The following is a 19,763-nucleotide window of genomic DNA, read 5'->3' as shown; positions in this document are numbered from 1 at the left end:
GTTTCTACCCTCGCGAATCAGGGAATGGAGACTCGCACAACTGTACCGGGGGAATTCGTCGGCAAGGTGACAACCTCGCCATTGAGGATCAGTTCATCAACGGCACCGGCATCGCCCAGCGTGAGACTGAACGGCGCTTTGCCATCCAGTTGCAGCGAGGCGCCGCCCTGTTGTTCGCCCTGGCGCAAGGTGCGGCCAGTGGCGTCCTTGACGCTGATCCAGCAGTTGCCGGAAAACGCCATCAGCAGGCGATCCAGGCCGTTTTCGGCCAGCATGCTCGGGGCCGGCTCGTCGCTGCTCTCTACACTCTCGGCGCTGTCACCGTCTGTCGCAGCCCCGGTATCTTCAGGCTGGGCGTCGTTGGCAGTGTCGTCAAGGGACTGGGGGGACAGCTCGTCACCGGCGCCCTGCTCTGGCGCCTGTGCCGGCTCACCGGGAAAAGGGCCAGTTTCGCCGCCGACCTCTTCATCAGCCTGCAGAGAAGCACGCTCTTCAGGCACATTCATGCCGGAGGTAGACAGAGGCGCCAGCGCTTCGTCTTCAGGCCACAGCCAGATCAGCAGCGCTACCACAACCAGCAAGGCCACCACTGCCAGCAACGGCTTGCGCCACACGGACGGCGGCGGCGCCATTTTCGGCAGATCCAACGGCTTGTCGAACGCATCGTCATTCACCATCTGCTGGAAGGTGTTGGCGATTTCATCCGCCGGCAGGCCCAGCAGCTTGGCATAATTCTTCAGGTAACCCTTAACGAAGGTTGCCTCAGGCAAACGCTCGTAGTCATCCGCTTCCAGGGCTACCAGGTAGCTCTGGGAGAGATGCATCTTCTTCGCCGCTTCGGCAGGGGTCCACCCCAGTGCCTCACGGGCTTTGCGACAACGTTCACCCGGTAGCACGACCATGTTATCGCTCATTTCCCGCTCTCCTGAGAGGCTTTCCAATTCTGCCACTCGCGGTATTCTCCGGAGCGGCGATAGATATTTTCCAGTGCCAGCTCATAGCTGGACTGCTGATCGTCATAACCCAACTCACTGGCCAGACGGATGCCGAGCCACAGGGACCGGGCACTCTGTCGACCACTACGCTGGAGATATTGCTGGTAGTAATCCCAGGCAAGTCGCATGCGCTCCTGCCGCTGATACAATTCGGCCAGTTCCAGATTCGGCGTTACGGCCCTGGGGTCGAGACGAATCGCTTTGACAAAGGCCTTTTGCGCGGCCTCATCATTGCCCAGCTGGCGATAACACCGGCCCATGTTGGCCCAGGCACTACCCCGGCCCTGGTAGGACGGATCGTTGGCAGCGCGCTCGAATTTTTCCAGTGCGTCCTGGTAAGCACCGCGACTGTAAAGCATGGTGCCGTAATTATTCAGCGTCGGGGCGTAATTGCGATCGGCCCGTAACGCTTTCTTGTAATGGAATTCTTCCCGCTCGGGGTCATTTTCGTATTTGTACAGCAGCGCCATGGCGTTGTGCGCCACCGCACTATCATCGTTGTGAGCAAGAGCCCGGGAGAAATGCCGACGAGCCTCGGAAGGGTCACCTTGTTGGAGATATTGCAGGCCAGCAGCCACACGGCTGGTCACCGCATCCTCCACATTCACTTCCCGTTGCCCCGATTCCACCGTCACACACCCGGTGGCCAACAGGCTTGCGATTAGCAAGCCCGGAAAAACCCGAAAAAAACGTCTCATTGCGCTTGCGCTGTGTTGTTATCGGTTTGTTCGGAGCGGTGGAAAATGGATTGCTTCCAGCGCTCACTGCGCCGGGTCCGATCTTGCACCTGCCCCACCAGCTGACCACAGGCGGCATCAATATCGTCACCGCGCGTTGTCCTTACGGTAGTCAGCAATCCATTGTCATTCAGGTACTTATGAAACTCCAGAATATCGCTTTTCCGTGACCGTTCATAACCGGCATGGGGAAAAGGATTGAACGGGATCAGATTGACCTTCACCGGAATACCATTGAGCAGCTTGACCAGCTGACGGGCATGCTCCGGTTTGTCGTTCACATCACGCAGCATCACATATTCCATGGTAATGGTTTTATGACGGTGGGTGATGTTGTCGCTGTAGCGCTTGCAAGCCGCCATCAGCTCTTTGAGCGGATACTTGCGGTTCAGCGGCACCAGCTCGTTACGCAGCTCGTCATTGGGTGCGTGCAGGCTCACGGCCAGCGACACATCCAGATCCTGGCTGAGCTGGTCCATCCTCGGGATATGACCGGAGGTAGAGAGGGTAATGCGCTTCTTGCCGATACCGTAACCCAGGTCATCTTTCATGATGCGCATGGCGGTGAGCACATTGTCATAATTGAGCATGGGTTCGCCCATGCCCATCATCACCACATTGGTGATGGGGTGTTCGCCAAGATTGCGACGGGGACCAAAGGCACGGCTGGCCTGCCATACCTGGCCGATGATCTCGGCGCTGGTCATGTCGCGCTGGAAACCCTGCTTGCCGGTGGAGCAAAAGCTGCAATCCACGGCACAACCTACCTGGGACGACACGCACAGAGTGCCGCGGCGACCATCAGGGATAAAAACGGTTTCCACAGAACCACCACCGCTCAGTTCGAACACCCATTTGCGGGTGCCGTCACGGCTGATGCTTTCATGAGCCACATCCGGGCCACGGATTTCCGCCACCTCGGAGAGTTTCTGGCGCAATGCCTTGCCCACATCGGTCATTTGCTCGAAGGAATCCGCCTGATGGTGGTGAATCCACTTGAGTATCTGCTGGGCACGGAACTTCTTCTCGCCCATTTCCAGGAAGAATTCTTCCATTTGCGGACGGGAAAGACCGAGCAGATTGACCTTCTGTTGGGTTGTCATAGCATTCTCCAGTCAGACTGTTTAGTCAGCCTGTATACAAGTCTGCCACGGCAGGCGCCGTGGCAGACAGTGCACCAGCAATTTTAGCGGGTGCGCGGGCAGAGTTCTTCGTCAGAGAAGAAGTAAGCCACTTCACGGGCAGCAGACTCGGCAGAGTCAGAGCCGTGTGCCGCATTTTCGTCAATGGTCTGAGCGAAATCGGCACGAATGGTTCCAGCTTCCGCGTCCTTCGGGTTGGTAGCACCCATCAGGTCACGGTTCTTGGCCACGGCGTCTTCGCCTTCCAGAACCTGCACGATCACCGGACCGCTGGTCATGAAGGACACCAGATCCTTGAAGAAGGGGCGCTCCTTGTGCTCAGCGTAGAAACCACCAGCCTGCTCGTCGCTCAGGTGTACCATTTTCATGGCAACCACTTTCAGGTCGGCCTTCTCGAAACGGGATACGATGTCGCCAATTACGTTCTTGGCCACGGCATCAGGCTTGATGATAGAGAGGGTGCGCTCAACAGCCATCAGTCAGTTCACTCCAGAATTTACGTTAAATGGTCCCCGGGAACCCAAAACAAGCTCCCCCAGGCAGAGAAGGGGCAATCCGGCAACCTTGCGAACGCAAGAACCACAGCCACCCCTTTGGAACCGGCGGATTATACGCAAGCAGGGTGAATTATGATACCGTTGCCGCCCCGCCACGGGCCTGCCGCCCTGCCGCCACCGGGAGCCGGTCGAAAGCCCGCCTCTATAAGGTCGATGGTCGACAGCGCTCACGAATGGCGTATAATACCTGACTAAATTACTCTGGTATTCAACATCAGGCCCTGACCTATGAGCCAAGCTGAACTGGACAAACTGATTCGCTCCAACTACGAGGCCGGTTTCTCCACCACGGTGGACACCGAAACCCTGCCCCCCGGGCTGAGCGAGGAAGTCATCCGATTCCTGTCCGCCAAGAAAGAAGAGCCGGAATGGATGCTCGAATGGCGCCTGGACAGCTACCGCAAATGGCAGGAAATGCCCTCCCCTGGCTGGGCCCACCTGCACCACGATCCTATCGACTTCAACAAGGTGTCCTACTATTCCAAGCCCAAGAGCCTGGATGACGCCCCGAAGAGTCTCGATGAGGTGGACCCGGAGCTGCTCGCCACCTATGAAAAACTGGGCATCCCCCTGCATGAGCAGGAAATGCTCGCCGGCGTTGCCGTGGATGTGGTGTTCGACTCCTCCTCCGTCTTTACCACCTTCAAAGAGAAGCTGTGGGAAGCCGGGGTGATCTTCTGCTCCATCTCCGAGGCGATCCAGAATCACCCGGAGCTGATCAAGAAATACCTGGGGAGCGTGGTACCCAAGGGCGACAACTTCTATGCCGCGCTGAACAGTGCCGTGTTCTCTGATGGTTCCTTCGTCTATATCCCCAAGGGCGTGCGCTGCCCCATGGAGCTGTCCACCTACTTCCGTATCAACGAAGCCAACACCGGCCAGTTCGAGCGCACCCTGATCATCGCCGACGAAGGCAGCCATGTGAGCTACCTGGAAGGCTGCACCGCGCCCCAGCGGGACGAGAACCAGCTGCACGCGGCCGTGGTGGAGCTGGTGGCCCTGCCCGGCGCCGAGATCAAGTACTCCACGGTGCAGAACTGGTACCCGGGCGACGAAAACGGCAAAGGTGGCATCTACAACTTCGTCACCAAGCGCGGCGTCGCTCACGACAACAGCAAGATCAGCTGGACCCAGGTGGAAACCGGCTCCGCCATCACCTGGAAGTATCCATCCGTGATCCTGCGTGGTGACAACAGCATCGGTGAATTCTACTCCGTGGCCCTGACCCGCCACATGCAGCAGGCGGACACCGGCACCAAGATGATCCACCTGGGCAAGAACACCAAGAGCACCATTATTTCCAAGGGCATCTCCGCCGGCCGCAGCAGCAACAGCTACCGCGGCCTGGTCCGGATCAGCCCACGGGCAGAAAACGCCCGCAACTTCACCCAGTGCGACTCCCTGCTGCTGGGCGATACCTGCGGCGCGCACACCTTCCCGTACATCGAGTCGAAAAACCCCTCGGCCACCATCGAACACGAGGCCACCACCTCCAAGGTGAGTGACGACCAGATGTTCCTGTGCCGCCAGCGCGGTATCGACCCGGAAAAAGCGGTCTCCATGATCGTGAACGGCTTCTGTAAAGAGGTGTTCAAGGAACTGCCCATGGAGTTCGCCGTGGAAGCGGGCAAGTTGCTGGAAGTGAGCCTGGAAGGAGCTGTGGGCTAAGGCCCACCCCTGAAAATGACACCGTAGGAGCCATGCTCGCATGGCGAACCATCGCGACACCTTCGCCATGCAAGCATAGCTCCTACAACACCCTGATTAACCGGGGCTGGAACACAGCCCAACCGAAAGGCGCATCAAAACATGCTGGAAATTCGTGATCTGCACGCCACCGTGGCGGACAAGCCGATTCTCAAAGGCCTGAACCTGACCGTTAAACCGGGCGAGGTGCACGCCATCATGGGCCCCAATGGCTCCGGCAAATCCACCCTGGCAAATGTGCTCGCCGGTCGTGACAACTATGCAATCACTGGCGGTGAAGCCCTGTTCGAAGGCAAGAGCCTGGCAGACCTGGAACCGGAAGAGCGCGCCCAGGCAGGCCTGTTCCTGGCCTTCCAGTACCCGGTGGAAATCCCCGGCGTCTCCAACATGGAATTTCTCAAGGCCGCACTGGAATCCGTGCGCACCGCCCAGGGCAAGGAAGAGTGGGACTCGGTCACCCTGCTCCGCCAGGCCCGCGCCGCCTGCAAACAGGTCAACCTGGATGCCAGCTTCCTCAAACGCGGCGTCAACGAAGGCTTTTCCGGCGGTGAGAAGAAGCGCAACGAAATCATGCAGATGCTGCTGATGGAGCCGAAACTGGCGCTGCTCGACGAAACCGATTCCGGGCTCGACATCGATGCCCTGCAAACCGTGGCCAAGGGCGTCAATTCCCTGCGCAGCCCGGAGCGCGGCATCGTGCTGGTGACTCACTACCAGCGCCTGCTGGACTACATCGTGCCGGACTTTGTGCACGTGCTGTCCAACGGCCAGATCATCAAATCCGGTGGCAAGGAACTGGCCCTGGAGCTGGAGAAGAAAGGCTACGGCTGGCTCACAGGAGAAGAGGAGTCCGCATGACACTCTCTGCAAGCGACCTCGCCATTGACCTGAAAACCCAGGCCCTGGCCAACGCCCGCCGCCACGGTAGTGACGGCGATGCGCTGGCTGATCTGGAGGCTGCCAGCTTCCCGGAACGCAAAACCGAACGCTGGAAGTACACCTCGTTGCAGGCCCTGGCCGATGGCCACCTGAACGCGGTCGCCAACGGCGAGATCAGCCAGCCCCTGCCGGCACTGAGCGAGTTTGTGGTCACCATCAATAATGGCCAGCTGCAGGGCAGCACCCTGCCCGCCGGCGTCAACCTGCATCACGACGCGCCTGAGGTAAACGGCCTGCAGACCCCCTTTGCCGCCTATAACGGTGCCGTGTGCGGGCAGCCGGTAGTGCTGGAAGTGGCCGCCAATACCCGTATCGAGCAACCGATCCATGTGCAGATCCAGAGCGCCAGCGAGACACCGGCCCACTGCAACCCGCGGGTGATCGTCAAGCTCAATGCCGGCGCCGAGGCCACCGTGATCGAGCACTATCACGCCGAAGGCCAGGCGCTGACCAATGCAGTCACCGCCCTGATCACCGCCGACAACGCCACTCTGACCCACTACCGGTTGCAGGGCGAACAGGCCAATACCCTGCACATCGGCACCCTGATCATCGACCAGCAGGGCGTCGGCAAGGTAGACAGCTACCAGCTGATGACCGGCAACCGTCTGCGCCGCAACGACGTGCGCGCGCTGGTGAACAAGAGCGGTGCCGAGCTGAACATGAAAGGCATCTTCGTGGTCCGCGACCAGAGCCACGTGGACAACCAGCTGTGCGTGGAACACGCGGTGCCCAACTGCCAGTCCGATCAGAACTTCAGAGGCTTGGCCGGTGAAAGCGGCAAGGCGGTCTTCAATGGCCGCATCCACATTCACCCCTTCGCCAGCGGCACCAATGCAGAGCTGTCCAACAAGAACCTGCTGCTCAACGCCGGTGCCGAGATCAACACCAAGCCGGAGCTGGAAATTTACAACGATGACGTGAAGTGTGCCCATGGCACCACCGTCGGCCAGCTGGATGCCGGCCAGCAGTTTTACCTGCAATCGCGCGGCATCCCCGCTGCCGAAGCCAAGCGCATGCTGAGCCTGGGCTTCGTTAACGAATTGCTGATGGCCCTGCCCGACGCGGCAGTGACCGAGTGGGCCCAGCCCTGGCTGGAAGCGGAACTGACCCATGCCAGCCCGGCAGGAGACGCCGCGTAATGACGTTTGATGTGGCAGCCCTTCGCGCGCAGTTCCCGATCCTGGATCAACAGGTCAACGGCAAGCCGCTGGTGTATCTGGATAACGGTGCCACCACCCAGAAACCGGAAGCGGTGCTGAACGTGCTGGAGCACTACTACCGCACGGTGAACTCCAATGTGCACCGCGGCGCCCATCATCTCAGCGACCTGGCTACCGGCCAGTTCGAGGGCGCCCGCGAGACCGTGGCCCGCTTCCTGAACGCCAGCCGCGACGAAATCCTGTGGACCAAGGGCACTACCGAGTCCATCAACATCGTTGCCCACTGCATCGGCCGTGAACGCCTTCAGCCCGGCGACGAGGTGCTGATCAGCACCAGCGAACACCACGCCAATATCGTGCCCTGGCAGCAAGTCTGCCTGGCCACCGGCGCCACCCTGAAAGTGATCCCGCTACGCGAGGATTGCAGCCTGGATCAAGACGCCTTCGACCAGCTGCTCACCGAGCGCACCAAAATCTTCGCCATCGGCCATGCCAGCAATGCCCTGGGCACCCTGAACCCGGTGCAGGAAATGGTCGCCAAGGCCCGTGAGGCAGGCGCCATTACCGTGATTGACGGCGCCCAGGCCGTGGCCCACTTCCCCGTGGACGTGCAGGCCCTGGACGTGGATTTCTACGCCTTCTCCGGCCACAAGCTGTTCGGTCCCACCGGCATCGGCGTCCTTTACGGCCGTCGCGAATTGCTGGAGGCCATGCCGCCCTACCAGACCGGCGGCGAGATGATCGAAACGGTGAGCTTCGAAAAGAGCACCTGGAACCAGTTGCCCTACAAATTCGAAGCCGGCACCCCCAACATTGCCGGGGCTATCGGCCTGGCCGCTGCCATCGACTGGTTCAATCAGCAGGACCGCGAGGCTCTGCAAGCCCATGAAGATTCTCTTTTGGTCCATGCCACCAAACAGGCAGAGGCTTTCGATGGCTTGAAAATCATCGGCACCGCCGCCAATAAGGTCAGTGTGCTGTCCTTCCTGCTGGAAGGCGCTCACCCAGCGGATGTGGGCATGCTGCTGGACAAACAGGGCGTGGCGGTACGCACCGGCCATCACTGCACCATGCCGCTGATGGACACTCTGTGCATTCCGGGCACAGTAAGAGCCTCGTTCTCCATTTATAATACCCTTGATGAGGTGGATCGCCTGTTCGAGGCGCTGGAGAAGGTGAAGACCTTTCTCTGAGCCCGGCACACACCTCACCGCAGGAGCGTCGCTTGAGACGCGCACCCTGCTCTCGACAGGCCGTGCCAAGTACGATTCGCGTCTAAAGCGACGCTCCTGCGGCAATATCAACCATGCGCTAATGCAAGGTAGGTAATTTCATGACAGTTCAGACATTCCAACCTGGCCAGGTCACCCTTAACCTGACCGAGGCTGCCAACAAACAGGCCCTGCGGGAAATCCAGCGAGCCAGTGCCAGCGGCATCCGTCTGGATCTGGACGAATCCGGCTGTTCCGGGTTCATGTACACCCTCGATTTTGTCGAAGAACCCAAAGACGGCGACAAGCTGTTCGAGATCGACGGCGTCAACCTGTACGTGCCGGAAAAGTGGCTGCCCATGCTCAACGGCCTGGTCATCGACTACGTTACCGAGGGCGTCAACAGCCTGTTCAAGTTCCGCAATCCCAACGCCACCGGTGAGTGCGGCTGCGGCGAGAGCTTTACGGTAGACGAGGTCTGAGTTGGCGCAAGAACAGAGAACCGTCGTCGTCCAGCGTGATGTACCGGCCCGCAAGGTGCCGGACGGCACCCGCATCACCATCCCCAAGAACAGCTTCGTCAATCTGAGCCAGGCCCTGGGCGGCACCTACACGGTGACCATCAATGGCAACATGGCACGCATCGATGGCACCGACGCAGACGCCATCGGCCAGCAACCGCTGAAGCTGGACTTTGCGCCGGCCAACGGCGACGGCAGCGTACGCCAGGAAGACCTGGACAACACCCTGCAGACCATCTTCGACCCGGAGATTCCGGTCAGCATCAAGGAGCTGGGCCTGGTTTACGGCTGCGATGTGATCCAGCGCGATGGCGAGAACGTGGTGCAGGTGCGCATGACCCTCACCGCCCCCAACTGCGGCATGGGCCCGGTACTGGTGGGCGATGTGGAAGACCGGCTCAGCAAAGTGCCCAACGTGGACAAGGTGGAAGTGGCCCTGGTGTTCGATCCGCCCTGGAGCCGCGATATGATGAGTGAAGAGGCTCAACTCGAGCTGGGAATGTTTTAAAGCAGCCGCTAGCTGCGAGCTTCTAGCTGCCAGGAAAACCGGGTTAGCTCGTAGCTCGTAGCTAGAAGCTAGCCGCTAGAAGCTATTTCGGAGTGCAAGCGACGTGTTCGATATCCACAGCATCACCCTTGGCGAAAAGATTACCGCTGAGGACATCAGTGAAGACCTGGAATTCCTGGATGACTGGGAAGAACGCTATCGCTATATCATCGATCTGGGCAAGCAACTGCCCGAGCTGCCCGATGAGCTGAAAACCGAAGACCGTTTTGTGCGCGGCTGCCAGAGCCAGGTGTGGCTGGAAACCCATTACGACAGCGACGCTGACACCCTTTACATGGCAGTGGATTCTGACGCCCTGATCGTCAAGGGCCTGGCCGCCATCGTACTGGCCGCCCTGAACCGCCAGTCCCCCCAGGCCATCCACGATTACGACATGGATGCCTTCTTCGACCGCATCGACCTGCTCAATCACCTCAGCCCCACTCGCGGCAACGGCCTGCGCGCCATGGTCGGCAAGATCAAACAACAGGCCCAGTCACTGACTGCCTAGCTCCCGCTACACAAAAAGCATTTTCACCACAGAGGACACAGAGAAAGGATGTTTATCCTCCGTGAACTCTGTGTTCTCTGTGGTAAATCGCTTTTGACTTGGTTCTGGAACTTGTCGTCCGAGAAGACGGTACTACACCACGCCCGCCTTACACCGCCTCCAGCGCTTGTTGCGTCTTGTTCGGCTGGATATGGAACACAAACCGCTGCTCCCCGCCCTCACCCGCTTCCGAGCCAAGCAGGCTGGCGGTTTCATTGAAATAGGCGGCAACCCCTTTCACCGAGCCATGAATCATCGCCGCCATATTGCGGTGGGAACGGTAGTGGATTTCCAGGGTATCGTCGCCGCGCTTGTGCACCTCGATATTCGGCGCCGTCGCAGCAGGGTCCTTCAGTCGCAGAATGCGCTCGTGAATCTGCTGCATGTTGAGCAGAAATGTCATCGCGTCCCAGCGGGCAGGAATCATCGGCTGGTACATGGTAATTAGCGGGCCGATCACCCACTCCCCGAAATCTGCCAGCAGGTCATCCCGGCGTAGCCCGGTAGCCGATTCCGCCGCTCGTAGCAGCGCTTCCATTTCCTCATCCGGATACAGCGCCACCGGCAGGTAGGTCTTGCCCTGCAATCCCGCCGTGGAGACCACTTCCCCCCAGGCGTCAGTGCCGATGAACTCATCCAGATACCGCTTGAAATTGGTCACGATCACGCCATGCATGTCACTGCTCCCGAGCCGGCTCTCCCTGTTCCTTTATATGAGCAAGAGCTGTGCCGCATGCACGACCGTCCAACCAGCCCGCACCACCACTGGCCCGGCGAATGTCTACCCATTCACAGCCAGGTGACATAGCCGGTCACATTTTTCTGTTTTTGCGCGATTTGCAGCCCTGGCGGTCAAAGTATGGGAGGGCAGGCACCGTTGGAGCTTTGCTCGCAAGGCGAAGACGGTGGCACCAATCCGCCAGGAATTCGCCTTGCCAGCAAGGCTCCTGCAACGCCTAACAAATCGGAGAAATACGAAAAACCGCCATCCGGAAATGGCGGCTGTCATTGCGAACCAGAAATCAGACCACGTCCCGCTGCGCCTGCTCAGCAGCGGTGATCCGCATGATGAACGTCCTGTGGGTACCCACCACCCGCTTCTCCTCCATCAGCGTCGCCTTCTGGCCATAATAATCGGCCACACCATACACACACCCCAGCGCCAGGTAGCTCATATCCCGATGGGATTGATACTCCACCTCCAGCAGCCCCGGAGAAATTTCCGACACATTGATATGCGGTGGCTTGGCGCTGGCATCTTTCATGCGCACCACCCGCTCGTGAATCCGGTCGTCGATGTTTTTCAGGAAGGTCACCGCATCCCAGTCCTCGGGAATAAAGGAGCGGTACATTTTCATCAGTGGGGGAATCACCCAGGCACCGAAATCCTTGAGAATATCATCACGGCTTTGGCCGGTGACCTCCACCGCCGCCGCCAACAGATCATCCAGATCGCTGTCCGGGTATATGCTGATAGGGATAAAGGCCTTGCCGGTCAGCCCGGCCTTGTCGCGCAGAGTGTCCCAGGCGTCCTCGCCCAGTTTTTCCTCCACGTACTTTTTCAGGTTGGAAATAATGACGCCGTGCATGGAGCTCCCTCCCCACTAAGGTGTTTACCTACCATAGCAGGGAGATCACGACCGTCTGAAAACCGCTCAGCCCACCCAAAAAGCCGCTGATTCGGCTAGCTGGCTACCTTTCGCAGTCGCTGGATGACCTCGGTCACATTTTCGATCACCCGGTCGATATCCGCTTCCGAGGTAAAGCGACCCACCGAGAAGCGGATGGAGCCATGGGCCAGCGCATCCGGCACGCCCATGGCCTTGAGTACATAAGAAGGCTCCAGGGACGCCGAGGTACAGGCAGAGCCGGAGGACACCGCCGCCTGATTCATGGCGGTCAACAGCATTTCACCATCCACCCCGGCAAAGGCCACATTGAGATGCCCCGGCAAGCGCGGCGCACCCTCACCATTGATGCTCACCCCGTCCAGCTGGCTGATGCCCTGCCACAAACGATCACGTAGCCCGGCGATACGCGGGCCTTCCTCATCCCGCAAACGGGCTGCCAGGGCAACCGCTTCGCCCATACCGACGATCTGGTGGGTCGCCAGGGTACCGGAGCGCATGCCCCGCTCGTGGCCGCCACCATGAATCTGGGCCGCCACCTTCACATCCGGCGAGCGGCGCACATATAACGCGCCAATGCCCTTCGGGCCATAAATCTTGTGCGCGCACACGGACAACAGATCCACCTGCAGGGTCTGCACATTCAGATCCAGCTTGCCCACACTCTGGGCCGCATCGGTATGGAACAACACGCCATTGTCGCGGCACAGGGCGCCGATAGCGGCGATATCGTTGATCACCCCGGTCTCGTTGTTGGCGTGCATCACGCTCACCAGCACGGTGTCCTCACGGAGCGCCTCGGCCACGCGCTGCGGGTCGATACGGCCATCCGCGGCGGGTTTCAGGTAGGTCACCGGGTGGCCCTGCTTTTCCAGCCAGCCACAGGCATCCAGTACCGCCTTGTGCTCGGTGGCACTGGTAATCACATGGCCGCCACCACGGGCGTCGATCACGCCCTTGATGGCCAGGTTGTTGGCCTCGGTGGCACCGCTGGTCCAGACGATCTCCCGCGGGTCAGCCTGCAACAGATCCGCCACCTGGCGGCGGGCGGATTCCACCGCTTCCTCTGCCAACCAGCCATAAAGGTGGCTGCGCGAGGCCGGATTGGCGAATGTCCCTTCGGGACCGAGATGACGGACCATCACATCAACCACCGCCGGGTCTACCGGGGTAGTTGCCGCGTAGTCGAGATAGACGGCTTGGCTCATGGCGACTTGGCTTGTGGCGATTGAGGTTGGCGAAGAACAGAGAAGAGATTATACCTGAATCCACACCGTCATCGTGGCTGCCGGGAACGGGTGTGCTGTGCCGGCAAACGCTGACGATGAGGATTCAGAAGCAGCTTATACGCTACTGACGGGCAGGCGCTGATGCTGACGGTCCTGACGCTGGGCCACCTGCTTCACTTCCTGGCGAGCCACCAGCTCCCCCAGGGAGATACCGCCCAGAAAGGCCTGTATCTGATCCGACAGATCACACCACAGGTGATGGGTCAGGCAGGTATCGCCTTCCTGGCAATCCCCGTGGCCGCCGCAACGGGTGGCATCCACAGACTCGTCCACCGCCGCGATCACCGCCGCCACATCAATATCCTCGCTGGCCCGGCTGAGCTGGTAGCCCCCGCCCGGCCCGCGCACGCTGTTCACCAGGCCATTACGGCGCAACTTGGCGAACAACTGCTCCAGATAAGAGATGGATATACCCTGACGATCGGAAATATCCGCCAGCGACACAGGGCCCGAAGCCGCATGCAATGCCAGATCCAGCATCGCCGTCACCGCGTAGCGACCTTTTGTAGTCAACCGCATATCCACACCCTTATTGCGTGTATTTGACGTGAAGCGTAGTAATCCTGAGCAATTTGGTCAAGTATTAACGGATAACAATTAAGAATCATTTTCATTTGATCCGCAACTATGGCAGATATCCCCTTTCTCTGCCAACAACTGATCAAACATTGCCCACACATGCACCCAGCGCTTGACACCCACCCCTCCCTCGCGGAAAATTCGCGACCTCAAATGGCAAGGTAGCTCAGCTGGTTAGAGCACAGCACTCATAATGCTGGGGTCGGCGGTTCAAGTCCGCCCCTTGCTACCAAAATACAAAGGGTTAGAGAGCAATCTCTAACCCTTTTTTTGTGGTTGCCTACAAGTTGACCAACTTTTGACCACACTGCCTCAAACAGCAACTTTTAGTTTTATGAATGGGTGGCCGGGAAATTCACGAACTGCGTACTCCCTCAAATTAGAGAAGGCTTTTTCTAGACCGGTACATGTTTCAGCAGCCAAAAGGTGAAGCTGTTGGAACTCATTAACACATGTATAAAATAAGCGAGGACCGATTTTTTCTTCTAGGCCAGGCAATCGGACGAAGCCATATTTCAGGCCTAATTCCTCAAACTTCGGCTGCAGCTCATTAATTACGAACTCAGAACGCCTTTTCTCCGCTGCCACTACAAGCTCAAATGCCTGCTGCTCTAAATTTAACTCGCCTAACAAATACGGAGTGTTACTCATAAGTACAGATGAAAGGGCAGAAGAGTCATGCCTTAAATCTGGATAATCTATAACCAAGGAGGGCTTCATATTAAAAGCGTTGAGATGGCCATATTCATCCATTCGTTTTTTCAAGTTGGCAACGACATTCAGCTGAGCCGAAACAACATAAAGAGCGAGGGACAGGCTTTTCTTTAGTTCTTCGCTTTCTTTCTCTCTTTCCTGATATTGATTAAACAAAAACGCCACATAAGCACCAGAGAAAACCGAGAAGGCACCAAGGTATAAATCTATTCTATCTTGAAAAGCAAGATTTATAGCTTCAAAGAATGTCCACGAAGAAATAAATAGAAAAACAGCGAAAAGTAAGGCACAAGCAACCCTTTTCCAACTGATATTTAGCACCTGCACCCCCAATCAAATTACTTATAAATTAATAACAGGCCCGTACCTTATTACAGAATTTAAATGATCGACACTCAAATGTGCATACCTCATTGTCATTGTGATATTGCCATGCCCAAGGATTCGTTGCAGGGAAAGAATATCGCCCCCATTCATCATGTAATGGCTGGCAAAGGTGTGGCGGAGGATGTGGGTCATTTGCTGGGGCGAACGAAAGAAGGGACACCCATAAATTCACCTACTTCCCAAGCCTAGACCTTAATGGCTCGGGACACTTTCTCAATATCCTCATCAGCCACCCCTACATCTGCCGCAAACTCACTCCACCGCTCAACAGCACCGATCACCTCTTGCGCTGCCTTCTCCACCTTGCTCCGAGGTAATTTAAAAATTCTCCCCTCTCTCAGAGCCTCGGTAGGTGTAGGCGGGTAAGCCTGATATTGGTAGCTGGCAGCGTGATGCATATTGGTGGTCAGGCTCGGCACCAGATCATAGGCCGGTGCCAGGTGATAGCCTTGCTCGCTGTGCATCAGGCTGAAGTTGCGCTCGTGATCATCGGTATTGTTGATAGCGCGATTGAAGAGCATGAGCTTGAGCAGCTGTATCAGATCCTCTTCCACCTGGCAGGAATACTTCTTTATCAGGTCGCTGACATGGTCGTAACGGAACGCCTGGCCCAGGTCCATCTGGGAGGCAGGCTCCTTGAGAAGACCATTGACGGTAATCAGGTGCTTTCTCGCTGGGCCATCAATATCAAAACGATCCAGCAACAACACTTCACGGCCATTGATCCCTTCAATGATCTTGCCGTCATGCATCCGGATGCCCGCCGCACGGGCCATCTTCAGGCAAGCCAGCTCTACCCGGGCATTGTTATAGCTGTCATGGGTGATGCGATTGAATTTGGCCAGGTACTGCCCCCCGTCATCAAACAACAGGGCTTTCGGGCGGGCGCCGCCCACGCCGGTCCCCGCATTGGCCAGGTAAAGCAGGCTCATTTCATCAAGATCAACACCACCCAGGTCTATCTGATCGATCTGCTGAGCCGCCTGCTCCGCAGCACCCAACTGCTCAATGGCATAGCCCGAATCAAAGTGCGGGGCCTCGCCCTGTCTGACCAGTGATATGGCGCCGATGCGGCTGCTGCCCAGCATCGCCAGCGTATCAATGACGCTGTAGGCATTGAGCTTCTCCTTGTCTCTGAAAAGCGCCAGCTGCACCAGAATCTTGCGGCCCCAGTTATCCGGCAGGTAGTCGTCCAGAAAGGCAGGGCTTGCCCCTCTGTGGCATTCGAATTCAAAAGGGGCGCTTTGCAGGGGAAGCTGAACCGGATCGATAGGGAACGCCGTGGGCTCGCCCAGATAATCCGGCCGGTACCTGAAACCCACCCGGGTCAGGACACCGGATTCCTCCACCAGCACCACGTCAGCGGCATGGACGATGCCGGTCTGCCGGGTATTCAGGTACAGGTCATAGCGCTGCCTAATCATCGAACAGACTCTGCTTTGGCTTCAACAAGGTATGGAAAGGCGTATCCAGGCCCAGCAGCGCTGCCGCCTGGAAGTATTTGCCCAAAGACACGCTGAGATCCCCCTTCTCCATCCGCTGCAGCGTGGCCCTGCTCACACCAATGCGCAGGGCAAAGTCCTCCAGGGTGTCATCGGGGTATGACTTGCGGCGCGCCAGGCGGAGGTTCTGGCCTATCTGGGAAATGGTTTCCATGGACAGATAATTACTTATATATGAGTAATTATCAATATAAATGCGTCAATTTACTCATATATGAGTAACAATATAGCTTTCCTCCAGCCTTATTCCGCCCCATGGACCTAAACATGACCTTACCTCATCAGCCGATACCCTAGCGCCAACGATGAAGCCAATCGTTAAGGAAGTCCGCAGCTTTCCATGCATATCCCCATGATTATCACTCATAGCTCTACTATCGCCTGACTTGGAGCTACTAGCAGACATCCAGTCAATGAACCCGAGATCTAGCCCAGCCCAGGAGACCACCTCTAAAGGGCAACATCACGATTGATCAAATAACAATCAATTACTTATTGATCTAATAGAATCATTTTAATATCATTTGGAAATAAGAGATAAGTTACTCAAGAATTACAACATGAGTAAGGCAAGGAGATTTAGGGAGGTTACTGATGCATGAAACGCAACCAAAGAGATCCAGATATGAAACCTCACTTGATTCAAGCAACACCTCGGATAAAGCCTACAGGGACAAGTGAATTCCCCGAAAATCAGTTCTGCCGAAATAATGCAAAGCCCGTTTGGCGACTCAAGCTTGTCATCTTGGTACTCACAATTGCCCTTCCCTCCTCATTCTTAGCGTTGCCGCACCCAGCACCATCCCCAAAAGACAAAAATTGCATACCAGTTACTTCTCAATCGCTGTCTGGAAATGTATTCATTGAATATGATGATGGGTCAGTCAAGGCTAGAGCCACTCTGGACTGGCGCTAGTGAGCCAGACTTAAGCCATGACTATGACTCCTATTAGCGAGCCCTCATTAGGTACCAGATTAAAAAGGGAACCTGACAAAACGTCAGCCTCATCTTTTCTCATTTTAGAGAGGAAAGCCGTTCCCGCTTTCAGTTAAACCGATACTCCAACCCCAGCGTATACGCCTCCACATCCACCTCATCCAGTGAATAGCGGTCCACGCTGCCGCGGAATTTCAGGTTGTCGAGGCCGTAGGTGAAGCCGGCGCCCCAGAATGCGTCGACGCCGTCTTCGTCGGTGCCGTGGTCGAATTCTGCGTCCCAGGCCAGGCTGCCGGCGCGCAGGAACAGGTCGGTGCCGGTGGCGATGCGGGCCTTGCCGATGGCGGCGGCTTCGATGCCGGAAATACCGACTTCATTGCTGTCGCCATAGTCACCCAGCCACACCGCGCCGCCTTCCACGCCGACGGAGAAGGTATCGCGTGCCAGGGGAAAGCTGACGCCACCCAGCAGCGAAAAGGTGTAATCGGTGGTGTCGACGTCGGAGGGCAGATCCCGGTCATCCAGGTCGGTCCAGCCGCCCTTGAGGACGCCATAGACACTGTGAGAAGCAAAGACTGGGGTGGAAAGAGTGATAGCGCCGAGGATGGCGGTGGTAGCAAGCAAAGGGGTTTTCATGTGTCGCTCCCTGCGATCATTATTGATTCAGGTACGACTTTATCACGAGGCAGGAAGGATGCCAGAGGGACAAATGCTACTGCGGGCGCCTGAGTGTTCGCCTATGAAGGGTTACTGCTCTCCGATTGCAGACGTCAGGGTATGTCGCAAGATCAACAATACTCTCAGGGGCGGATCACGAAGTAGTAATCGCCGCTGAGTTTCAGCCTCATGCAGCCATGATCATCGGGAAGGTCGTTCTCCCACTCCACATCCTGGACGCCCAGATCGAAGGCGGCGGTGTTGCGGGCAATGGCTTTGAGGCGCTCCACGTCGTTGGACTCGGTGATCAACACCGGGGGGATGGCAGCAGCGCTCTTTTCGCGAAACAGTCTCATCGTCTCTCTCCTCGCTGTGTCAAAGCAGCTACATCAAGGCCCATGGCGACCCTGCTTTGAGGTGACGACCGCTCAGTCCTTGTTCGGGGTGAGCCGGTATTTTTATTCGTGCGTTTTACCTTTGCTCTCTCTTGTTACCGGAAGCCTTTACCAGGTGCAATAACCCTGTTTGCTCATATTCAAGAAAATGCGAATTCGGTCAAATGCCTGATTTAACAGTAAAAAAGCCTGCACAGGGCAGGCTTTTATCAGGAAAATTAAGGGGTTAACCATTCGTCGGTCAGAGCATGATCAGGTGGTTTGGCAGCTCATTTTTTTGTTCCGTGGCAGGCACATGGGTGGCCAGTTTGTCACCGCAGGCGGCCACGCATTCCTGGAAGCCCTCGGCCACCCGGCCGGCTTTCACGCGGGCGATGAAGGCATCCACGATGGTCTGCCACTCGCTGTCGTCCACATGACGGGCGATGCCCTGGTCCGCCAGGATTTCTACGTAGTGTTCCGCTTCGCTGACGAAGATCAGCAGACCCGTGCCGCCACGGGTGCGGTGCAGGCCCTGCTCCAGGAACGCCTGCCGGGCCAGGCCAGCGGCGCGCATGCGTTGCAGGCGACGCGGCACCACCCGGAACTGCACCGGCTTGAGCCGGAACAGTACCGCCAGCACCAGCAGCACGCCCCATTGCAGCAGCAGACCTTCAAAGGGAGTCAGCCAGACCGGCAGGAACAGCAAAGCCACCGGCACCAGCAGGGACAGCAGCGCTGCCCACAGCAGGGTCACGTAGCGGTAATCGTCGGCCTGGCGAGCCAGTACCGTAACCAGCTCCGCGTCGGTGCGTTTTTCCTGTTCACCGATGGTCTGGGACAGGGTTTCCTGTGCGTTTTTATCCAGCAACATTACCAACCTCCCGAGGCGCCACCGCCTCCGAATCCACCACCGCCGCCGCCGAAGCCGCCGCCACCAAAACCACCACCGCCGCCGAAGCCGCCCATGGGCACCGGCAGGAACATACCGCCACGACGGCCACCCCGGCCTCCGCCGCCACCAAAGGACAGCAGGAAGGTAACCACCACCATGCCGATCAGGATCAGCAGGGCCTTGAGGCCACTGGGTTTGTTGCGGGGCTGGCGTTCGCCTTGATATTCGCCCTTGATGGCCGACTGAATGGCGGTGACACCGGCCTGGATGCCGCCATAAAACTGCCCCTGGCGGAAGGCGGGCAGGATTTCCTGCTGGATGATGACACTGGAGAGCGCATCGGTGAGTACCCCTTCCAGGCCATAACCCACTTCGATCCGCACCTTGCGATCCTTGGGAGCCACAATCAGCAGGACGCCGTTATCGGATTCCTTGCTGCCGATGCCCCAGTGGCGGCCCAGCTGGTAACCATAATCGGCGATCTCATAACCTTGCAGATCCGCCAGGGTCACCACGACCACTTGGTTGGAGGTGTTTTGTTCCGCCGAGGCCAGTGCCTGGGTGAGGCTCTGGCGCTGGGCAGCGGTCATCAGGTTGGCGTTGTCCACCACCCGGCCGGTAAGTTCGGGAAATTCCGGCGCCGCCCACAGGGGCGACGACAGAAGCAGTATAAGCAGGGTAAATAAGCGCATTAGGGCCTGCTCCCGCTATTTTTGTAGCCCCTGCTGGTGT

The 19,763-nt window shown here is 57.8% G+C and carries 22 protein-coding genes, 1 tRNA gene and 1 pseudogene; 8 read left to right on the top strand and 16 right to left on the bottom strand.

All coding sequences use genetic code 11. The features are described 5' to 3' along the window. Window positions 1–17 precede the first annotated feature (17 nt). The 4 genes from Q0Y02_RS15945 to ndk all read right to left on the bottom strand — a co-directional run bounded on the left by Q0Y02_RS15945 (window position 18) and on the right by ndk (window position 3,350). Window positions 18–914 carry a RodZ domain-containing protein gene (locus tag Q0Y02_RS15945; RefSeq protein WP_297770678.1) on the bottom strand — a complete coding sequence of 299 codons (897 nt, stop codon included), beginning with the start codon at window positions 912–914 and terminating at the stop codon, window positions 18–20. Then, window positions 911–1,693 carry a type IV pilus biogenesis/stability protein PilW gene (gene pilW / locus Q0Y02_RS15940; protein ID WP_297770675.1) on the bottom strand — a complete coding sequence of 261 codons (783 nt, stop codon included), beginning with the start codon at window positions 1,691–1,693 and terminating at the stop codon, window positions 911–913. The genes Q0Y02_RS15945 and pilW overlap by 4 nt, the downstream gene beginning before the upstream one ends. Then, window positions 1,690–2,835, bottom strand: a complete 1,146-nt coding sequence (rlmN, locus tag Q0Y02_RS15935) for a 23S rRNA (adenine(2503)-C(2))-methyltransferase RlmN (protein WP_297770672.1) — start codon at window positions 2,833–2,835, stop codon at window positions 1,690–1,692. The genes pilW and rlmN overlap by 4 nt, the downstream gene beginning before the upstream one ends. A gap of 83 nt (window positions 2,836–2,918) precedes the next feature. Next, on the bottom strand, window positions 2,919–3,350 hold the full coding sequence (gene ndk / locus Q0Y02_RS15930) for a nucleoside-diphosphate kinase (RefSeq protein ID WP_297770668.1): 432 nt from the start codon (window positions 3,348–3,350) through the stop codon (window positions 2,919–2,921). A gap of 309 nt (window positions 3,351–3,659) precedes the next feature. On the opposite strand from ndk, the gene sufB reads away from it, so the two are divergent. The 7 genes from sufB (at window position 3,660) to Q0Y02_RS15895 (ending at window position 10,030) form a co-directional block, all read left to right on the top strand. Continuing rightward, the gene (sufB, locus tag Q0Y02_RS15925; protein WP_035249097.1) at window positions 3,660–5,099 is read left to right on the top strand and encodes a Fe-S cluster assembly protein SufB; all 1,440 of its coding nucleotides are present in this window, start codon (window positions 3,660–3,662) and stop codon (window positions 5,097–5,099) included. Between the two features lie 141 nt (window positions 5,100–5,240). Then, complete coding sequence (gene sufC, locus Q0Y02_RS15920) at window positions 5,241–5,996, top strand: Fe-S cluster assembly ATPase SufC (protein WP_297770663.1); 756 nt, start codon at window positions 5,241–5,243, stop codon at window positions 5,994–5,996. Beyond that, window positions 5,993–7,219, top strand: coding sequence for a Fe-S cluster assembly protein SufD (gene sufD / locus Q0Y02_RS15915; RefSeq protein WP_297770659.1), 1,227 nt, complete (start codon window positions 5,993–5,995; stop codon window positions 7,217–7,219). The genes sufC and sufD overlap by 4 nt, the downstream gene beginning before the upstream one ends. Further along, the gene (locus tag Q0Y02_RS15910; protein ID WP_297770656.1) at window positions 7,219–8,433 is read left to right on the top strand and encodes a SufS family cysteine desulfurase; all 1,215 of its coding nucleotides are present in this window, start codon (window positions 7,219–7,221) and stop codon (window positions 8,431–8,433) included. The genes sufD and Q0Y02_RS15910 overlap by 1 nt, the downstream gene beginning before the upstream one ends. A gap of 140 nt (window positions 8,434–8,573) precedes the next feature. Further along, window positions 8,574–8,933, top strand: a complete 360-nt coding sequence (locus Q0Y02_RS15905; protein ID WP_297770653.1) for an iron-sulfur cluster assembly accessory protein — start codon at window positions 8,574–8,576, stop codon at window positions 8,931–8,933. A gap of 1 nt (window position 8,934) precedes the next feature. Continuing rightward, window positions 8,935–9,480, top strand: coding sequence for a putative Fe-S cluster assembly protein SufT (sufT, locus tag Q0Y02_RS15900; protein ID WP_297770651.1), 546 nt, complete (start codon window positions 8,935–8,937; stop codon window positions 9,478–9,480). 103 nt (window positions 9,481–9,583) lie between these two features. Then, on the top strand, window positions 9,584–10,030 hold the full coding sequence (locus Q0Y02_RS15895) for a SufE family protein (protein WP_297770648.1): 447 nt from the start codon (window positions 9,584–9,586) through the stop codon (window positions 10,028–10,030). A 148-nt stretch (window positions 10,031–10,178) separates the two neighbouring features. Here the strand turns inward: Q0Y02_RS15895 and Q0Y02_RS15890 are convergent, their stop codons facing one another. The 4 genes from Q0Y02_RS15890 to iscR all read right to left on the bottom strand — a co-directional run bounded on the left by Q0Y02_RS15890 (window position 10,179) and on the right by iscR (window position 13,505). After that, on the bottom strand, window positions 10,179–10,745 hold the full coding sequence (locus tag Q0Y02_RS15890; RefSeq protein ID WP_297770645.1) for a heme NO-binding domain-containing protein: 567 nt from the start codon (window positions 10,743–10,745) through the stop codon (window positions 10,179–10,181). A gap of 346 nt (window positions 10,746–11,091) precedes the next feature. Continuing rightward, complete coding sequence (locus Q0Y02_RS15885) at window positions 11,092–11,658, bottom strand: heme NO-binding domain-containing protein (protein WP_297770642.1); 567 nt, start codon at window positions 11,656–11,658, stop codon at window positions 11,092–11,094. 95 nt (window positions 11,659–11,753) lie between these two features. Then, window positions 11,754–12,905 carry an IscS subfamily cysteine desulfurase gene (locus Q0Y02_RS15880; RefSeq protein WP_297770639.1) on the bottom strand — a complete coding sequence of 384 codons (1,152 nt, stop codon included), beginning with the start codon at window positions 12,903–12,905 and terminating at the stop codon, window positions 11,754–11,756. A 135-nt stretch (window positions 12,906–13,040) separates the two neighbouring features. Then, window positions 13,041–13,505: a Fe-S cluster assembly transcriptional regulator IscR gene (gene iscR / locus Q0Y02_RS15875; protein ID WP_297770636.1), complete on the bottom strand. Its 465-nt coding sequence runs from the start codon at window positions 13,503–13,505 to the stop codon at window positions 13,041–13,043. Window positions 13,506–13,720: 215 nt separating this feature from the next. Here iscR and Q0Y02_RS15870 point away from each other — a divergent pair. Then, window positions 13,721–13,797, top strand: a tRNA-Met gene (locus tag Q0Y02_RS15870). Between the two features lie 80 nt (window positions 13,798–13,877). On the opposite strand, the gene Q0Y02_RS15865 is transcribed toward Q0Y02_RS15870, so the two are convergent. From Q0Y02_RS15865 to Q0Y02_RS15830, 8 genes and pseudogenes are all read right to left on the bottom strand, one after another. Beyond that, entirely contained in the window at window positions 13,878–14,600 is a 723-nt protein-coding gene (locus Q0Y02_RS15865) for a hypothetical protein (RefSeq protein WP_297770633.1), read from the bottom strand. 21 nt (window positions 14,601–14,621) lie between these two features. Then, window positions 14,622–14,801 (bottom strand): annotated as a pseudogene (locus Q0Y02_RS15860) (tyrosine-type recombinase/integrase); the annotation flags it as partial. A gap of 50 nt (window positions 14,802–14,851) precedes the next feature. After that, the gene (locus Q0Y02_RS15855; protein ID WP_297770630.1) at window positions 14,852–16,090 is read right to left on the bottom strand and encodes a type II toxin-antitoxin system HipA family toxin; all 1,239 of its coding nucleotides are present in this window, start codon (window positions 16,088–16,090) and stop codon (window positions 14,852–14,854) included. Then, window positions 16,083–16,322 carry a helix-turn-helix transcriptional regulator gene (locus Q0Y02_RS15850; protein WP_297770627.1) on the bottom strand — a complete coding sequence of 80 codons (240 nt, stop codon included), beginning with the start codon at window positions 16,320–16,322 and terminating at the stop codon, window positions 16,083–16,085. Before Q0Y02_RS15850 ends, Q0Y02_RS15855 begins: the two co-directional genes overlap by 8 nt. Window positions 16,323–17,213: 891 nt before the next feature. Beyond that, window positions 17,214–17,741 (bottom strand): hypothetical protein, encoded by a 528-nt coding sequence (locus Q0Y02_RS15845; RefSeq protein WP_297770624.1) that lies wholly within the window; start codon window positions 17,739–17,741, stop codon window positions 17,214–17,216. Window positions 17,742–17,905: 164 nt separating this feature from the next. Then, window positions 17,906–18,118, bottom strand: a complete 213-nt coding sequence (locus Q0Y02_RS15840) for a hypothetical protein (RefSeq protein WP_035249117.1) — start codon at window positions 18,116–18,118, stop codon at window positions 17,906–17,908. Between the two features lie 280 nt (window positions 18,119–18,398). Next, window positions 18,399–19,010, bottom strand: coding sequence for a TPM domain-containing protein (locus Q0Y02_RS15835; RefSeq protein WP_297770621.1), 612 nt, complete (start codon window positions 19,008–19,010; stop codon window positions 18,399–18,401). Continuing rightward, window positions 19,010–19,723: a YgcG family protein gene (locus tag Q0Y02_RS15830; protein WP_297770618.1), complete on the bottom strand. Its 714-nt coding sequence runs from the start codon at window positions 19,721–19,723 to the stop codon at window positions 19,010–19,012. The genes Q0Y02_RS15835 and Q0Y02_RS15830 overlap by 1 nt, the downstream gene beginning before the upstream one ends. Between the last annotated feature and the right edge of the window lie 40 nt (window positions 19,724–19,763).

The sequence above is a fragment of the uncultured Alcanivorax sp. genome (assembly GCF_947258575.1).
GTDB lineage: Bacteria > Pseudomonadota > Gammaproteobacteria > Pseudomonadales > Alcanivoracaceae > Alcanivorax.
Note: the sequence above shows the minus strand (reverse complement) of the source record. Positions and strands in the feature narration are given on the sequence as shown.